At 66.6% G+C, this 15,258-nt stretch carries 18 protein-coding genes; 12 read left to right on the top strand and 6 right to left on the bottom strand.

Going from position 1 to position 15,258, the window contains the following annotated elements:
• The first annotated feature begins 15 nt into the window (after positions 1 to 15).
• From rpsP to rplS, 4 genes are read left to right on the top strand one after another with little or no spacing between them, the layout of a single operon-like run.
• On the top strand, positions 16 to 273 hold the full coding sequence (rpsP, locus tag ACNR9O_RS14275; RefSeq protein ID WP_473687727.1) for a 30S ribosomal protein S16: 258 nt from the start codon (positions 16 to 18) through the stop codon (positions 271 to 273).
• 2 nt (positions 274 to 275) lie between these two features.
• Positions 276 to 791 carry a ribosome maturation factor RimM gene (rimM, locus tag ACNR9O_RS14270; RefSeq protein ID WP_473687729.1) on the top strand — a complete coding sequence of 172 codons (516 nt, stop codon included), beginning with the start codon at positions 276 to 278 and terminating at the stop codon, positions 789 to 791.
• A gap of 34 nt (positions 792 to 825) precedes the next feature.
• On the top strand, positions 826 to 1,605 hold the full coding sequence (trmD, locus tag ACNR9O_RS14265; protein WP_473687731.1) for a tRNA (guanosine(37)-N1)-methyltransferase TrmD: 780 nt from the start codon (positions 826 to 828) through the stop codon (positions 1,603 to 1,605).
• A 31-nt stretch (positions 1,606 to 1,636) separates the two neighbouring features.
• Positions 1,637 to 2,008, top strand: coding sequence for a 50S ribosomal protein L19 (gene rplS / locus ACNR9O_RS14260; protein ID WP_473687733.1), 372 nt, complete (start codon positions 1,637 to 1,639; stop codon positions 2,006 to 2,008).
• 114 nt (positions 2,009 to 2,122) lie between these two features.
• Here the strand turns inward: rplS and ACNR9O_RS14255 are convergent, their stop codons facing one another.
• Both ACNR9O_RS14255 and epmB read right to left on the bottom strand, forming a co-directional pair.
• Positions 2,123 to 4,174, bottom strand: coding sequence for an EAL domain-containing response regulator (locus ACNR9O_RS14255; RefSeq protein ID WP_473688375.1), 2,052 nt, complete (start codon positions 4,172 to 4,174; stop codon positions 2,123 to 2,125).
• A 139-nt stretch (positions 4,175 to 4,313) separates the two neighbouring features.
• On the bottom strand, positions 4,314 to 5,324 hold the full coding sequence (gene epmB, locus ACNR9O_RS14250; RefSeq protein ID WP_473687735.1) for an EF-P beta-lysylation protein EpmB: 1,011 nt from the start codon (positions 5,322 to 5,324) through the stop codon (positions 4,314 to 4,316).
• Between the two features lie 83 nt (positions 5,325 to 5,407).
• Between epmB and efp the strand changes: the two genes are divergently transcribed.
• From efp to folE2, 7 genes are all read left to right on the top strand, one after another.
• A complete protein-coding gene (gene efp / locus ACNR9O_RS14245; protein ID WP_473687737.1) occupies positions 5,408 to 5,977 on the top strand; it encodes an elongation factor P in 570 nt (189 codons plus the stop codon).
• Between the two features lie 94 nt (positions 5,978 to 6,071).
• A complete protein-coding gene (locus ACNR9O_RS14240; protein WP_473687739.1) occupies positions 6,072 to 7,412 on the top strand; it encodes a TRZ/ATZ family hydrolase in 1,341 nt (446 codons plus the stop codon).
• Between the two features lie 23 nt (positions 7,413 to 7,435).
• Positions 7,436 to 7,672, top strand: coding sequence for a YciI family protein (locus ACNR9O_RS14235; RefSeq protein ID WP_473687741.1), 237 nt, complete (start codon positions 7,436 to 7,438; stop codon positions 7,670 to 7,672).
• 38 nt (positions 7,673 to 7,710) lie between these two features.
• Positions 7,711 to 8,418 (top strand): bifunctional 2-polyprenyl-6-hydroxyphenol methylase/3-demethylubiquinol 3-O-methyltransferase UbiG, encoded by a 708-nt coding sequence (gene ubiG / locus ACNR9O_RS14230; protein WP_473687743.1) that lies wholly within the window; start codon positions 7,711 to 7,713, stop codon positions 8,416 to 8,418.
• Positions 8,419 to 8,429: 11 nt separating this feature from the next.
• Positions 8,430 to 9,110, top strand: a complete 681-nt coding sequence (locus tag ACNR9O_RS14225) for an HAD family hydrolase (protein ID WP_473687745.1) — start codon at positions 8,430 to 8,432, stop codon at positions 9,108 to 9,110.
• The gene (locus tag ACNR9O_RS14220) at positions 9,107 to 9,964 is read left to right on the top strand and encodes a squalene/phytoene synthase family protein (protein WP_473687747.1); all 858 of its coding nucleotides are present in this window, start codon (positions 9,107 to 9,109) and stop codon (positions 9,962 to 9,964) included. The genes ACNR9O_RS14225 and ACNR9O_RS14220 overlap by 4 nt, the downstream gene beginning before the upstream one ends.
• Positions 9,965 to 10,072: 108 nt before the next feature.
• Positions 10,073 to 11,026: a GTP cyclohydrolase FolE2 gene (gene folE2 / locus ACNR9O_RS14215; protein WP_473687749.1), complete on the top strand. Its 954-nt coding sequence runs from the start codon at positions 10,073 to 10,075 to the stop codon at positions 11,024 to 11,026.
• Between the two features lie 52 nt (positions 11,027 to 11,078).
• Here the strand turns inward: folE2 and ACNR9O_RS14210 are convergent, their stop codons facing one another.
• The 3 genes from ACNR9O_RS14210 to yidD are packed head-to-tail and all read right to left on the bottom strand — an operon-like array spanning position 11,079 to position 13,472.
• On the bottom strand, positions 11,079 to 11,888 hold the full coding sequence (locus ACNR9O_RS14210; protein ID WP_473687751.1) for a M23 family metallopeptidase: 810 nt from the start codon (positions 11,886 to 11,888) through the stop codon (positions 11,079 to 11,081).
• Complete coding sequence (locus ACNR9O_RS14205; protein ID WP_473687753.1) at positions 11,885 to 13,222, bottom strand: dihydroorotase; 1,338 nt, start codon at positions 13,220 to 13,222, stop codon at positions 11,885 to 11,887. The genes ACNR9O_RS14210 and ACNR9O_RS14205 overlap by 4 nt, the downstream gene beginning before the upstream one ends.
• Positions 13,212 to 13,472, bottom strand: coding sequence for a membrane protein insertion efficiency factor YidD (gene yidD / locus ACNR9O_RS14200; protein ID WP_473687755.1), 261 nt, complete (start codon positions 13,470 to 13,472; stop codon positions 13,212 to 13,214). Before yidD ends, ACNR9O_RS14205 begins: the two co-directional genes overlap by 11 nt.
• Positions 13,473 to 13,598: 126 nt before the next feature.
• On the opposite strand from yidD, the gene dksA reads away from it, so the two are divergent.
• Positions 13,599 to 14,717, top strand: coding sequence for an RNA polymerase-binding protein DksA (gene dksA, locus ACNR9O_RS14195; RefSeq protein ID WP_473687757.1), 1,119 nt, complete (start codon positions 13,599 to 13,601; stop codon positions 14,715 to 14,717).
• Between the two features lie 82 nt (positions 14,718 to 14,799).
• Here dksA and ACNR9O_RS14190 read toward each other — a convergent pair whose 3' ends face one another.
• Positions 14,800 to 15,228 carry a SufE family protein gene (locus ACNR9O_RS14190; RefSeq protein ID WP_473687759.1) on the bottom strand — a complete coding sequence of 143 codons (429 nt, stop codon included), beginning with the start codon at positions 15,226 to 15,228 and terminating at the stop codon, positions 14,800 to 14,802.
• Positions 15,229 to 15,258 lie beyond the last annotated feature (30 nt).

The following is a 15,258-nucleotide window of genomic DNA, read 5'->3' as shown; positions in this document are numbered from 1 at the left end:
CTGGAGCTTCTACTTATGGTCAAGATTCGTCTTTCGCGCGGCGGCGCCAAGGGCCGTCCGTTCTACCACGTCATCGTCACGGACTCGCGCAGCGCGCGCGACGGCCGCAACATCGAAAACGTGGGCTTCTACAACCCGGTGGCTTCGGGCAAGGACAAGCGCCTTGAGCTGAACGTCGTCCGCATCCAGGAGTGGGTGTCCAAGGGTGCCCAGCTGAGCGACAAGGTCGCCGCCCTGGTGAAGGAAGCCGGCAAGCAGCAGGCTGCTGCCTGAGTATGACCGCAGCCGGTCGGCGCGTCCTGGTCGGACGCATCGTCGGGCTGTATGGCGTGCAGGGCTGGCTCAAGGTCGAATCCTGGACCGAGCCCCGCATGCAGCTTTTCCGCTACCAGCCCTGGCTGCTCAGTGCGGCGCCGGGCACGGAAACGGAAGTGCAGGGAGTCAAGGGTCGTCCGCAGGGCAAGGGGCTCGTCGCCCAGTTGCCCGGCATCGAGGACCGTGACGCGGCGGCGGCGCTGGTGGGGCAAGACATTTATGTCGCCCGCGAGCTGCTGCCTCCTCCCGGCAAGGACGAGTATTACTGGGTCGATCTCGAGGGTCTCGAGGTCGTCACCACGGAAGGCGTGGCGCTTGGGCGGGTCAGTCACCTGTTCGCCACCGGCGCCAACGATGTCGTGGTGGTGAGGGATGGCGAGCGCGAGCGGCTGATTCCCTTCGTCCAGGGTTCTTACGTGCGTTCGGTGGACTTGTCCGGCGGGCGCATGGTGGTGGACTGGGATCCTGAATTCTGACGGCGGTCTCGCCGCAGCTGGAGTTTGAGGGTCTATGCGCTTCGATGTCGTCACGCTGTTTCCCGACTTCGTGCGTCAGTGTGCCGCCGTCGGTGTCGTCGGGCGCGCCCAGCAGCGCGAGTTGCTTCAGGTGGAAACCTGGAATCCGCGCGACTACGCCACCGATAATTACCGCACCGTGGACGGCCGCACTTGCGGCGGTGGACCCGGGATGGTGATGCTGATCGATCCTCTGCGCTCCGCCCTCAGGGCAATGCGCGAGGCCGCACCGGAGCCGGTGCACGTGATTTACCTCAGCCCGCAAGGCGCGCGGCTGACGCAGGGCAGGGTGGAGGCGCTGGCGAAGCTGCCGCGCATCGCGCTGCTCTGCGGGCGTTATGAAGGTGTGGATGAGCGTCTGCTGGCGCACGAGGTCGACGAAGAGCTGTCGATCGGCGATTATGTGCTGTCAGGCGGCGAGCTTGGTGCGGCGGTGATCATCGATGCCGTTGGCCGCTTGCAGGAAGGGGCGCTTAACGACGCGCAGTCGGCGCAGCAGGATTCGTTTTCCGACGGATTGCTGGACTGCCCGCACTACGCGAAACCGGTGCACCACGCACTGGGTGACGTGCCGGAGGTGCTGTTGTCCGGCGACCACGCGGCGATCCGCCGCTGGCGCCTGAAGCAGTCCCTGGGGCGGACCTGGCTGCGGCGTCCGGACCTCTTGGTGCAACGCACGCTGGATGCGGAATCCCGGGCGTTGTTGGATGAATTCCGCCGTGAGCACGCTCGTGACGAGCAGGCGCGGCAAACTAACGATGCGGCCAAGCAGTAACCGCAGCCATTGAAATCAGATAGGTGTTGCCATGAACAAGATCATCGAACAGTTCGAAGCCGAGCAGATCACCCGCCAGCTGCCGGAATTCGGCCCTGGCGACACCGTGGTGGTCAATGTGAAGGTGAAGGAAGGCAACCGCGAGCGCGTGCAGGCCTTCGAGGGCGTCGTGATCGCCAAGCGCAGCCGCGGCCTGAACTCGGCCTTCACCGTGCGCAAGATCTCGCACGGCACCGGCGTGGAGCGTGTGTTCCAGTCGCACAGCGCGACCATCGAATCGGTGCAGGTGAAGCGTAAGGGTAAGGTGCGCGGCGCGAAGCTGTACTACCTGCGCGGCCTGGAAGGCAAGGCTGCCCGCATCAAGGAAGACATCGCCGCCGCCGCCAAGGCGAAGGGCGAGTAATCCTCGCGATTTCCTGATCCAAGAAAAAACCCGCGGTCGCCAGGCGACCGCGGGTTTTTTCGTGCCTGTCTTGCCGCTTTGCGCGCAACGCCGGGCGCGTGGCCCGGCACGGATTCAAGGGGTGATCGCCAGCCGCTGCGGCTCCTGCAGGAAGTTGCCCTGGACGAAGTCGACGCCGCAGGCGAACAGCAGCGAGGTGCTGGCCGCGTCCTCCACCCATTCGGCGATGGTCTGGCGCTTGATCTCGCGCGCCTGGCGGCATAGCTCGGCCACTTTCTTCTGATTGTCCGGCTGCTGCGGAAGATTGGCCATATAGCTGCGGTCGATCTTCAGGTAGTCCGCGTCGATATGGTTGAGCAACTGGAACGAATTGAGGCCCGAGCCGAATTGTTCCAGCGCAAACTGGCCGCCAAGCGCCTTCCAGGCGCGCACGAACTCCTGCGCGGGGCGCAACGCGGTGACCACCTTGCTCTCGGTCATTTCCAGCACGATGCGGCCGTGCCGCAGGCCGGCCTGCTTCAGGCGTGTACCCAGCCAGGGCAGCAACTGCTCGTCCTGCAGCGAACCGGAGGTGAGTTTCACGAAGAACGTCGTGGGCGAGCCCATCCGCTCGCGCGCAGTCAGTGCCTGGATGGTCTGGTTGAGCACCCAGCGGTCGACCGCCGGGGTGAGGTTGTATTTCTCGGCGATCGGCAGGAAGAAGCCGGGCAGTACTTCGCCTTGCGGCCCATTGAGGCGAAGCAGGATTTCCGAGAATTCGCCCTCCGCGTCCTGCAGGCTGATGATGTGCTGGTGATACAGCACGAATTCGTCCTGGCTTAGCGCCTGCTTGAGCTGGCCGAGCCAGTAGCGCTCGCGCTCCGCGTCGGCTTTTTCGCGCGCCGCCGGATCGTGCAGGTCGTGGTGATTGCCGCCGAGACTCTGCGCGCTGCGCAGGGCCTGGCTGGCCTGCTCCAGCAGCAGTTCGGCATTGGCGTTCTTCTCGCCGAGCAGGCTGCCGCCGATGCTGGCGGTGACGGTCAGTGAGCGCGTGCCTACGTCGAAGATCTCGTTCGCCACCGCCTGCTGCAGGCTGGCGATCCATTCCTTGATGCCGTCGTCGTTGCGCGAATGGAGGATCACGCCGATGGTGTGGTCGGCCAGCACGCCGGCGGTGTCTTCCAGTCCGAGCAGGGCGTTGACGCGCGCGGCGAAGGCCGCGAGCAGTTCGTCCGCCTTGCCCAGGCCGATGCCGGAGACGATCGCCTGCCAGTTATCCGGCTCGATCAGCAGCAGTGACTGCCCCTTGGTGCCTTCGGTAGCGGCGGCGACCGCCTGGTCGACGCATTCGAGCATGCGCGCGCGGTTGAACAGGCCGGTGACAGGGTCGCGCTGCAACTGCTCCAGCACCGACGGATCAACCTGCTGGCGCCGGAACACGATCTGCAGGCAGGGCTCACCCTCGAAGGTGGCGTGGGCGAATTCCACGGAGGCCTTGAAGGTGCTGCCATCGGCCCGGCGGGCCTGCAGCTCCACGGGCGTGGAGGGCTTTTCGCCGCGCGAGAGGCTCTTCAGCGTCGCCTTGAACGCCTCCGCATCGGCGGCGCCGATCATGTCCAGCACGGGCAGGCCCAGCAGATCATCGAACTCGGTGTAGCCGAAGGTCTCCAGGTAAGCCTGGTTCGCGCGCACGTGCATGCCTTCATGCACGTAGGCGATCGCGTCGTTGGAAGAGTCGAGCAGGGCGTCGCACCGACGTTCGGATTCGCGCAGCGCGGTCTCCAGGCGGCGCACCTGGCGCCGCGTGTTGAGCGAATCGAATTCGCGCTGGATCACCGCCAGCAATTGCTTGGGCTGCGGGCGCAGGCCGATGGCCCGCACGCCGCTGGCGAACAGATCGCTGACCGAGGTGTTGTCCACCTGCGGCACCAGGGCGATCAGCGAGAGGTCGCGGCCATGCGCATCGAGCAGGCGGATCAGTTCGGCCAGTCCGACGGAGCCGATGGCCGGATCGTAGAGCACGATGTCGGGCCCGAGTTCCTCCAGCGCGGCCTGCACCTGGTCGACGCCGGTGGCCCGCGAAGGCCGCACGGCGATGCCGTTGTTGCGCAGCAGGCTGACGATCTGTTCCGCGTCTTCGACCGATTTCTCGATGAAAAGGATCTTGATGACCAGGTCTGTCTTCATTGGCACGTAGTGCTTTCCATGGGCGCCGCCGGCGGCTCGCGCCGGCATGGCGCAAGCCGGCGCTGCCCGGGGGTTTTAACGGATTCCGATGACAACCGCCAGCGGAAATGTCCCCGGAGTGACGGGGCGCGCAATCGCCTCAAAGCGGGCGCTTCGAGGCATCTCCGCCGACTTCCCGCACCAACTTAGGCACCAGGTAGCCTGGCAGGCGGCTGCGGATGATGTCGAGCAGGGACAGGGCGCGCGCGTCGTCCACCTCGAAATGGGCCGCGCCCTGCACCCGGTCGAGCTGATGCAGGTAGTAGGGCAGCACACCCGCCGCGAACAGTCGTTCGGACAGCGTCTCGAGCGTGCCTGCGTTGTCGTTGACGCCGCGCAGGAGCACCGACTGGTTGAGCAGGGTGGCCCCGGCATCGCGCAGGCGCCGACAGGCGGCGTCCACCGAGGCGTCGAATTCGTTGGCGTGATTGGCGTGCAGCACCACCACCTTTTGCAGCGGCAGTGCGGCCAGCCAGGCCTGGAAGGCGTCGTCGATGCGCTCGGGGAGCACCACCGGGAGGCGGGAGTGGATGCGCAGGCGCCGCACATGCGGGATATCCGCCAACCCCTGGGTCAGCTCTTCCAGCTTCGGCGTGGCCAGTGCCAGCGGGTCGCCGCCCGACAGGATCAGTTCGGTGATCGAGTTGTCCTGACGGAGATGCTCCAGTGCCTTGCGCCACTGGCCCGCGGCCGCCATCTCCTCGCCATAGGGGAAATGGCGGCGGAAGCAGTAACGGCAGTTGATCGCGCAGCTGCCGCTGGCGATCAACAGGGCGCGGCCGTCGTACTTGTGCAGGAGGCCCTGCGCTTCGCGTGCGGCCAGGTCGCCTACCGGATCGTCGACATAACCGGGCATGCGCTCCAGTTCGGCCAGCTGAGGCAGTACCTGCAGCAGCAAAGGATCGCCAGGGTCCCCATGGCGCATGCGTGCGACGAAGCCCCGCGGGACGCGCAGGCTGAACCCGGCATCGCTTTCCGGCAAGCGCGCGAACAGGTGCTCCAGGCCCACGGCCCGCAGCAGCTCGCCAGCGTCGGTAATGGCCGAGCGCCACAATTCGCGCCAGTCGGAGACGGGCGGCGATAGGCGGGCGGCGGGGCTTGCGGTTATCATATCCGGCCTTGAGTCGGGCGTCGGCCCGGTCAAATCCCTATTGTAGCCGCCACCGGGCGGTGTCACCTCTGGAGCACAAGCGCATGGCCACCGTCGGTCTCAACGACGTCAAGAAGGGAATGAAGATCCTTCACAACAACGACCCGTGGGTCATCACCGACGCGGACTTCATCAAGCCGGGCAAGGGCCAGGCCTTCACCCGCATCTTCATTCGCAACCTGAAGAACGGCCGCACCACCGAGCAGACCATGAAGTCCAGCGATAGCTTCGAAGTCGCCGACGTGGTCGATACCGACATGCAGTACCTGTACTCCGATGGCGAGTACTGGCATTTCATGCAGCAGGAGAACTTCGAGCAGCACCAAGCCAACAAGGTCGGCATGGGTGATGCCTCCAAGTGGCTGAAGGGCGAGGAAGAGTGCGTGGTGACGCTGTTCAACGGCGAAATCATCGCCGTGCAGCCGCCGAACTTCGTCGAGCTGAAGATCACCGAGACCGATCCGGGCCTGCGCGGCGACACTTCCGGCGGCGGCGGCAAGCCGGCCACCCTGGAAACCGGCGCCGTGGTGCGCGTGCCGCTGTTCGTCACCACCGACGAAGTGATCAAGGTGGACACCCGCACGGGCGAATACGTCAGCCGCGTCGGCAAGTAATCGCGGCGGCGACATCGAACGGCACGGCAGTCTCGCGGACGCCGTGCCGTTTTTTTATAGATGTTTTCTGGCAACGACATCGACGAGGTAAGGCATGAGCCACGGCAGCACCGTTATTGATCTTCTTGTCGAAGCGCGCTGGGTCGTGCCCGTGGAACCCCATGGAGTGGTGTTCGAGAATCACGCCGTGGCGATCGACAAGGGCGCGATCGTGGCCTTGCTGCCGATCGCCGAGGCGCGTGCCGCTTACGTGCCGCGCGAGCGCATCGAGCTGGGCGAGCACGCGCTGATCCCTGGCCTGGTCAACACGCATACGCACAACCCGATGACCTTGCTGCGCGGCCTGGCCGACGATCTGCCGCTGATGGTGTGGCTGCAGCAGCACATCTGGCCGGTGGAAGGGCAGGTGATCGGGCCGGAGTTCGTGCGCGACGGCGTGGAACTGGCGGTAGCCGAGATGCTGCGTGGCGGCACCACCTGCGCCAACGAAAACTACTTCTTCCCCGATGTGATCGGCGCCACCTACCGTCGCCTGGGCTTCCGCGCGGCCGTCGGCCTGCCGGTGATCGAATTTCCCACGGCCTGGGCCAAGACCCAGGATGAGTACTTCGAGCGCGCTGCCGAGGTGCATGACAGCTTCCGCGGCGATGCGCTGATCAGCACCACGTTCGCGCCGCATGCGCCGTACACGGTGTCCGATCAGAGTTTCGAGCGCATCCGCGTGCTGGCCGACCAGCTCGACATCCCGGTGCATCTGCACACGCACGAGACGGCGCATGAGGTCGAAGAGGAGAAACAGAAGACCGGGCTGCGTCCATTCCAGCGCCTGCAGAAACTGGGCCTGGTCAACGACCGCCTGATCGCCGTGCACATGACGCAGCTGACGGACAGCGAGATCGCCGCCTGCGCGGAGGCTGGCGTTTCGGTGGTGCACTGCCCCGAATCCAACCTCAAGCTGGCCTCCGGCTTCTGCCCTGCGGAGAAACTGCGCGCCGCCGGCGTGAACGTCGCCATCGGCACGGACGGCTGCGCATCCAACAACGACCTGGACATGTTCGGCGAAATGCGTACCGCGGCAATGCTGGCCAAGGCGGTGGCGCATGACGCCGCGGCTTTCGATGCCGCCTATGCCCTGCGCGCCGCTACCTTGAATGGCGCCAAGGCGATGGGTCTGGAGGCGAAGATCGGTTCCATCGAGCCAGGCAAGCAGGCCGACCTGGCCGCGGTGCGGCTGTCGGACCTGGAAACCCAGCCGCTGTTCCACGTCGCCTCCCAGCTGGTCTATGCCACCGGCCGCCATCAGGTAACCGACGTGTGGATCGCAGGACGGCGCAAGCTGGCCGACCGCATCCTGGTCGATATGGACGTGGACGGCATCCGTGCCCGCACGCATGCCTGGCGCGACCGTATCGCGGCCATCGACGCCAAGGCCTGAAAAACATGCAGCGATATCTGGTCATGGTCATGCGTAACGCCAGGTTCGACCCGGCGCTAGTGCAGCCGCACCGGGATTTCCTGGAAGGCCTGCGCGCCGGCGGCCGGCTGGAACTGTCCGGCGGTTTCGCCGATGGCAGCGGCGGGGCCTACCTGCTGTTCGCCGAGGATCTTCCGCAGGCCATGGCCACGGTTCATGCGGACCCCGCTTATGTCAGCGGCGGTTGGGATTTCACCGTCCACGAGTGGCACGCGCGTTAAGCTACGGCCTCCCCACGCAGGTCCCCAGAGGTACCCTCATGCAAGCCTCGTCCAACGTCAGCCCCGACGAAATCGCCCGCTTCGGCAAGCTGGCCGCCCGCTGGTGGGATCCCGATGGCGAATCGCGTCCCCTGCATGATCTGAATCCGGTGCGCCTGGGTTACGTGGCCGCACGCTTCGACCTGCGCGGCGCCCGCGTGGCCGATGTGGGCTGCGGCGGCGGGCTGCTCAGCGAGGCGCTGGCGCGCGCCGGCGCGCAGGTCACCGGTATCGATCTGGGCGAAAAGGTCATCGACGTGGCCCGCCTGCATCTGCACGAATCCAAGCTCGAGGTGGACTACCGCGTGCAGTCGTCGGCAGCGCTTGCCGAGACGGAGCCGGCGTCGTTCGACGCGGTGTGCTGCATGGAGCTGATCGAACACGTGCCGGACCCGATAGCGCTGGTGACCGACCTGGCCGCGATGGTGAAGCCCGGCGGCCTGGTCTTCATATCGACCATCAACCGGACGCCGGCCGCCTTCGGCGCCGCCATCCTGGGCGCCGAGTACCTGATGCGCATGCTGCCGCGCGGCACGCACCACTACGGCAAATTCCTCAAGCCTTCGGAGCTGGGGCGCCTGCTGCGCCATGCCGGCCTGGAGCTGGAAGACGTCACCGGCATGGGCTACAACCCGGTCAACCGCAAGGCCTGGCTCAGCCGCATCACCTCCGTCAACTACGTGCTGTGCGCGCGCAAGCCGGCATGACCTCGATACCGATGAAGCCTTTTCCCGAGCCGCTGCAAGGTGTCCTGTTCGACCTGGACGGAACGCTGCTGGACAGCGCGCACGATCTGTACGCCGCGCTGGTGACCCTGTGCCTGGAAGAGGGGGTGCCGGAGCCGCAGTTCGCGCCCGTGCGAGAAGTCGTATCGCGCGGCTCACGCGCGATTCTCGCCGAGGGTTTTCCGCAATGGGACGATGCCGGCCGGCTGGCCCTGGTGCCGCGCTATCTGGACCTCTACCGGGACGTGATCGCCCGCCAGACGGCTGCGTTCGATGGTGTCGACGAACTGCTCGCGCTGATCGAGGCGCAGGGCCTGCGCTGGGGCATCGTCACCAACAAGCCCGGTTTCCTGACCGACGAGCTGGTGAAGCTGATCGGCTGGGACGGGCGAGCGGGTGCCGTCGTCTCGGGCGATACGCTGCCGGTGAAGAAGCCCGACCCCGCACCGGTGCTGCTCGCCTGCGTGCGGGCCGGCCTGGAACCCTCGCGCTGCCTGTTCGTGGGCGACGACCGCCGCGATGTGCTCGCCGGTGCCGCTGCCGGCCTTTACACCGTGGCGGCGAGCTGGGGCTACCTGGACGGTGGCGATCCGCATGGCTGGGGCGCCGATCTGGTGCTGGATGCGCCTGCTGCGCTTACCGCACTGCTTCAGTGCGGCATGGTGCCGGCATGACCCCGCCGCCGGAATTCGGCGGACCGCTGCAGAGCTATGTCGACAAATGGCTCGCGGTGCAGCCGCGGCAGCGTATTGCGCTGGCCTTTGTCGATCCGGCCCGCTACCCGGGCCATATCGCGCTGGCGGCGCTGGAACAGGAGCTGCTCTCGGCGGCCTATGGCATCCGCGAACCGCAGGTGGCTGCCGTGAAGCTCAACTGGTGGGCCGAGGAACTCTCCGGTGCGCCCGCCAGCGGCGGCCGGCATCCGCTGACCCAGGTGCTGTTCGACGACGAGCGCGCCCATGCCATGTCCGCCGACCACTGGCTGGCGCCCGTGCTCGCCGCCATGGCGCAGCTGGAAGAGGGTACGGCGGCGGATTTCCAGGCGCAGATGAATGCGGCAGGGCAATTGCACGGGGCCTTGGCCGCGCTGGAAACCCGATGGTGGTACGGCCAAGCCGTGCCGGACGAACGCGCGGCGCGGACCGCTACGCTTTCGCACCTGCTGTTCGCGCTGTTGCGTTTGGAAGAAGACGCCGAGCGCGACCGCCTCGCCCTGCCGATGGCGCGCATGGCCCGTTTTGGCCTGAGTCGTGGGGATCTGCGCAAGGACACACCGGCGCGCGAGCAGGCCATCCGCGCACAGTTGGACGATCTGGCCACGGCATGGCGCGAAGCCGACCGTCTGCCGGGGCCGCTCAGCGTGTTCCGTGGCCTTGAATCGCAGGCAGGCAGCGCTCTGGTGCGGCGCGCCCGCGGAGCCGACGATCCGCTGGCCGCGCTTCGCGCGGGCCAGGCGCGACGCGGCCTGGGCACGACCTGGCAGGCCTGGCGTGCGGCCCGGCAGTGGCGCCGCCTCGCCTCCGATTAAAGACAAGTGGCGCCGCGGTTCCGGTGCCGAGTGTTGCGCGGGAAGCTGGCTGCCCCAAGATGGATAGGGATCGCGGCCGCATCGCCCGCGCCGGTCAAGGATTCATCCATGTACACCCAGGAAAGCACCGCACGCCTCCTGCCTGACGTCGCCCACCATGCACAGCCGCATCTGGCCGGCGCGTTGGACTGGGTCGGCATGGATGGCATCGAAGTGCCGGCACTGTTCGATCCTGGTGACGGCGTCGTGCAGCGCGTCAGCGCCAGGGCGGGCGCCTTCGTCAATCTGCATCGGCCGGACAAGCGCGGCATCCATATGTCGCGGCTATACCTGCAGGTCGACCGGGCGCTGTCCGCGCAGCCGCTCGGGGAAAGCATGTTGCGTGACTTGCTGCGGGGTTTCCTGGCGTCGCATGAGGACCTCTCCGATCGCGCCTGCCTCAGCATCCGCTTCGAGCAGCTGGTGCGCCGCCCTGCGTTGCGCAGCGGCAACAGCGGCTGGCGCGCCTATCCGGTGTGCATCGAAGCAAGTCTGGTCGGCGAAGAATTTCTGCTCGAGTACGGCACGGAGATCGTCTATTCCTCGACTTGTCCGGCATCGGCGGCATTGTCGCGCCAGCTGATCCAGGAGCAGTTCGCGCGCGACTTCGATCCTGCCCGGCCGCTCGATCACGCCAGCGTGCTGGCCTGGCTGGGCTCCGAGCGCGGCATCGTGGCCACGCCGCATGCGCAGCGCAGCGTGGCGCGCCTGAGCGTACGCGCCGTGGATGGCGGCAGGTTCGACCTGATCGGCCTGATCGATCGGGCGGAGCAGGCCCTGGGCACGCCGGTGCAGACAGCGGTGAAGCGCGAGGACGAACAAGCTTTCGCGCTCGCCAACGGCAGCAATCTGATGTTCTGCGAGGATGCCGCGCGGCGTATCCAGAAAGCCCTCGATACGGATGATGTGCTGCGCGACTTCCACATCCGCGTGGAGCATCAGGAGAGCCTGCACCCCCACGATGCGGTGGCCTATGCCAGCAAGGGTGTCGCGGGCGGGTTTGGCAGCCGGTCGCGCGGCTGATCCGCCATCCATCGAAAAGGAAGGGCGCCGCGTGGCGCGCTTTTTTCATCCGCTAAGGACGGGCAATACCCGGCAACAACAGCGGATCCAGGCGCACTTCGAACCAGTTGAAGCCCCAGTGCACATGCGGGCCGGTGGCGCGACCAGTCATCCCGGCGGCGCCGATCACGTCGCCCTGGCGCACGCGCTGACCTGTTTTCACATCCAGGCGGGACAGGTGCAGGAAATTGGAGCTGAGCCCGAATCCGTGGTCGAGCAGCACGGTACCGCCGGTGAGGTAGAGATCGGGCTTGGCGAAAGTGACGATGCCATCGGCCGGCGCCTGGACCGGCGTGCCCTGCGGCACGGCGATGTCCATGCCCGAATGAGGCGACTTGGGGTCGCCGTTGTAGACACGCTGGTTGCCGAAGCGGCCGCTGATGCGGCCCTGCACTGGCCAGATGAAGCCGTGCAGGAAATCCTCGCGGTCGTCGTCACGCTTGCGCGCCGCAACGACCTCGGCCTGCTCGCGCTGGATGCGCGCGGCGATGTCAGGCGGCGGGTTGACGGTCTTCGGCGGTACGCCGTTGACGCGCTCCACCGGCCACTCGCGCGGCGTAACCGCCAGGCGCACGGTTTCCCGGCGGCCGTCGCGATAGGTCAGATTCACCACCAGCGGCCCCTTCTCGTCCCGTCCCGCACCGAACACGAGCGTGCCATCGGCGCCTACGTGCACCGGTCTGCCGGCGACGCTGGCCTGGACCACGCCCGGCAGCTGCGCGACGACTAATCCGCCTTGCGACACATGGGAAGGAAATTTCGTCTCCATCGCGTGTGCGCTGCTGGCGATCAGCAGCGCGCACGCCAGGTAGCGCCATCTCATCGAGCGAAAGCCAACCGCTGGCCGCGCACCGATGGCGCGATCACGGCGCCGTCCCAGACGCGCTCGCCATTCACGAAAGTGGCGGCGATCGAGCTGTTGAAGGTGACGCCTTCGAACGGCGACCAGCCGCATTTGGACAGCACTTCCTCGCGACGCACTTGATGCGGCTTGTTCGGATCGACCAGTACCAGGTCGGCGGCATAGCCCTCGCGCAGATAGCCGCGTTCCTTCACGTCGAACAGCGTGGCGGGTGCGTGCGTTACGGCCTCGACCACGCGCTCCAGCGTCAGCTTGCCTTCGAACACGCGCTGCAGCGCGGCCTGCAGGGCGAACTGCACCAGCGGCAGGCCGGATGGCGCCTTGTCGTACTTCTGCGCCTTTTCCTCCAGCAGGTGCGGTGCGTGATCGGTGGCGAGCACATCGATGCGGCCTTCGGCCAGCGCGCGCGTGATCGCCTCGCGATCGGCGGCGGTCTTGATCGCCGGGTTGCACTTGATGAGGAAACCCAGGCGCTCGTAATCACTGTCATCGAAGTGCAGGAAATGCACGCAGGTTTCGGCGGTGATCCGCTTGCCCTTGAGCGGGCCGGGCTCGAACAGCGCCAGCTCGTCGGCCGTGGAGATGTGCAGCACATGCAGGCGGCTGCCGTGTTTGCGGGCCAGCGCGATGGCCAGGCGCGTGGACTTGATGCAGGCCTCGCGCGAGCGGATCAGCGGGTGTTCGCGCGCCGGGATGTCCTCGCCGTACTTTTCGCGCGCCTTGGCGTGCAGCGCGTCGATCATCGGCGTGTCTTCGCAATGCGTGATGATTGGCGTCGGCGCCTCGCGGAAGATCCCGTCGAGCACGTCGGGATCGTCCACCAGCATGTTGCCGGTAGAGGCGCCCATGAACACCTTGATGCCCGGGGCTGCTTCCGGGTCGAGCGCGCGGATGGCCTCGAGGTTGTCGTTGCTCGCGCCCAGGTAGAAGGCGTAGTTGACCGCCGAGACCTCGGCGGCGCGCGCGTACTTGGCCTCCAGCGAGTCGCGGTCCAGCGCCGGCGGCTTGGTGTTGGGCATCTCCATGAAGCTGGTGATGCCGCCGGCTGCGCAGGCGCGGGATTCATGCGCGATATCCGCCTTGTGGGTCAGGCCGGGTTCGCGGAAGTGAACCTGGTCGTCGATCATGCCAGGCAGCAGCCACAGGCCGGCGGCGTCGATCACCTGTTCGCCCGGGCGGGCATCGAGGTCGCCGGCGATTGCATCGATGCGGCCGCCTTTGACGCGCAGGTCGGCGTGGAAGCGGCGGCCTTCGTTGACCAGTTCGGCGTTCTTGATCAGCCAGTCAGTGGACATGGGGTTCCTCATGGGGGCGGCAACGGCGGAAAGTGAATTGCTCGGGCACGGGATCCTCGCCGCCATCGCACAGCGGCTGGCAGCGCAGCAGGCGCCAGCCGGCGAGCAGGACGCCGCGCCATGGACCGAAGCGTGCCACGGCGATCCGTGCATAATCCGAGCAACTGGGGTGAAAGCGGCAGCGCGGGCCCAGTAACGGGCTCAGCAAGCGCTTGTACAGGCCCAGCAGTAGCAGTAAGAGTCGTGTCACGTCGGGTTGACGCTGCCGAAACAGCCTGCGGTGAAATGAGTGGAAAGTATTCCAGATGCATGGTTGCCGGGGTAGATCACATGGGCTATAACACCCGGCCGCCACGGCCAAAACGGGTGAAGGGAAATGGCGAAAACGACGCGTAGTTCGACAGCAGCCAAGACGCAGAAGGGAAAGACTGCGGTCTCGGCGAAAGAGGTCAAGACCAGCAAGTCGAAAGTCGCCGCCAAGGCGGCCAAGGCCGTGAAGAGCGCAACCAAGAAAGCCGCCCCCAAGGCCGCGCCCGCCAAGAAGGCGGCGCCGGCCAAGAAGCCCGCAGCCAAACCGGCTCCCGTGAAGAAGGCGGCTGCCAAGAAGGCGGCCCCCGCGAAGAAAGCTGTGCCGAAGCCCGCGGCAAAGAAGGCGCCCGCCAAGAAGGCGGTTGCCAAGCCGGCACCGAAGAAAGCGGCTCCGCCCAAGCCGGTCGCCAAGAAGGCGCCCGTGACGAAGGCCGCGGCGCCGAAGCCGGTGGCCAAGCCGGCCGCCGTGCCGGCCAAGACGCCGCTGAAGCCCGCGGTCAAGCCGGTCGCGAGCCCGGTCGCCGGGAAGAAACCCGCTCAGGTCGCCGCTTCGGCGCCGGCCCGGGCAGAAATACCGAAGCCTGCCGCTTCGCCCGCTCCGGGCAAGGTGGCGAGCGCCGTCGCCGTGGCGCCTCCGAAGGTGGCTACCGCCACCGCGCGCCATACCCCATCCAAAAAACAGAAGACCCCGCAGTCCTCGATGAACAGTTCCACAGCCGTACTCGACAATGGCATCACCAAGGAAGACGGGCGCTACGCCCTTCCTTCCACGACCTCCATCGACCTGCCGGCGGGCTACAAGCCCACCGACGACGAGGAGTACATGAACCCGCGGCAGCTCGCCTACTTCCGCAACAAGCTGCGCGATTGGCGCGACCAGCTGGTGGAAGAGTCGCGTCAGACCATGGAGAACCTCCGCGACGAGGTGCGTGACGTCGGCGACGAAGCCGAGCGCGCCACCCGCGAGACGGAGAATTCGCTGGAGCTGCGCACCCGCGACCGCTACCGCAAGCTAATCTCCAAGATCGACAAGGCCCTGCGCCGGATCGAAGAGGGCCGCTACGGCTATTGCGAAGAGACCGACGAGGAGATCGGGGTGGAGCGCCTGGAGGCGCGTCCGATCGCCACGCTCTCGCTGGATGCTCAGGAACGCCGCGAACATCTGCAGAAGCAGATGGGCGACTGATCCGAGGCCGGTCATCGCCCATGCGTCAAGCCCCGCCTTCGGCGGGGCTTCGTTTATGGGCGGTTGACAGCTGCCTGGAAACTCAAAGCGCCGCGGCCGCGTAGGCCTTCAGCTTGGCCAGCATTGCCGCCAGGCCGTTGGAGCGGGTCGGCGACAGGTGCTTGGCTAGGCCGATGGCGTCGATGAAGCGCGGTTCGGTGCCCACGATTTCCAGGGCCGGGCGATCGCCATAGACGCGCAGCACCAGGGCGATCAGGCCTGACACGATGGCCGAATCGCTGGTGGCCTGGAAATGCATGTGCGAGGCGTCGCCGCCGGGCACCAGCCAGACCATCGACTGGCAGCCGTGCACGCGGTAGGCCTCGGTCTTCAAGTCCTCGGGGAAAGGCGGCAACTGCTTGCCGAGGTCGATCAGATACTGGTAGCGCTCGGTCCAGTCGCCGAAGAAGGCGAACTCGTCGATGATCTCTTGCTGCGCCTGGTCGGCGCCGGATGGGGCGATAGCGTTCATGCCCGCATTATCGCGCGTTTTGCCCGATTC

Source organism: Dyella sp. CR10, assembly GCF_055814425.1.
The sequence above is the reverse complement of the archived record's forward strand: the minus strand, read 5'-3'. Positions and strand labels throughout refer to the sequence as shown.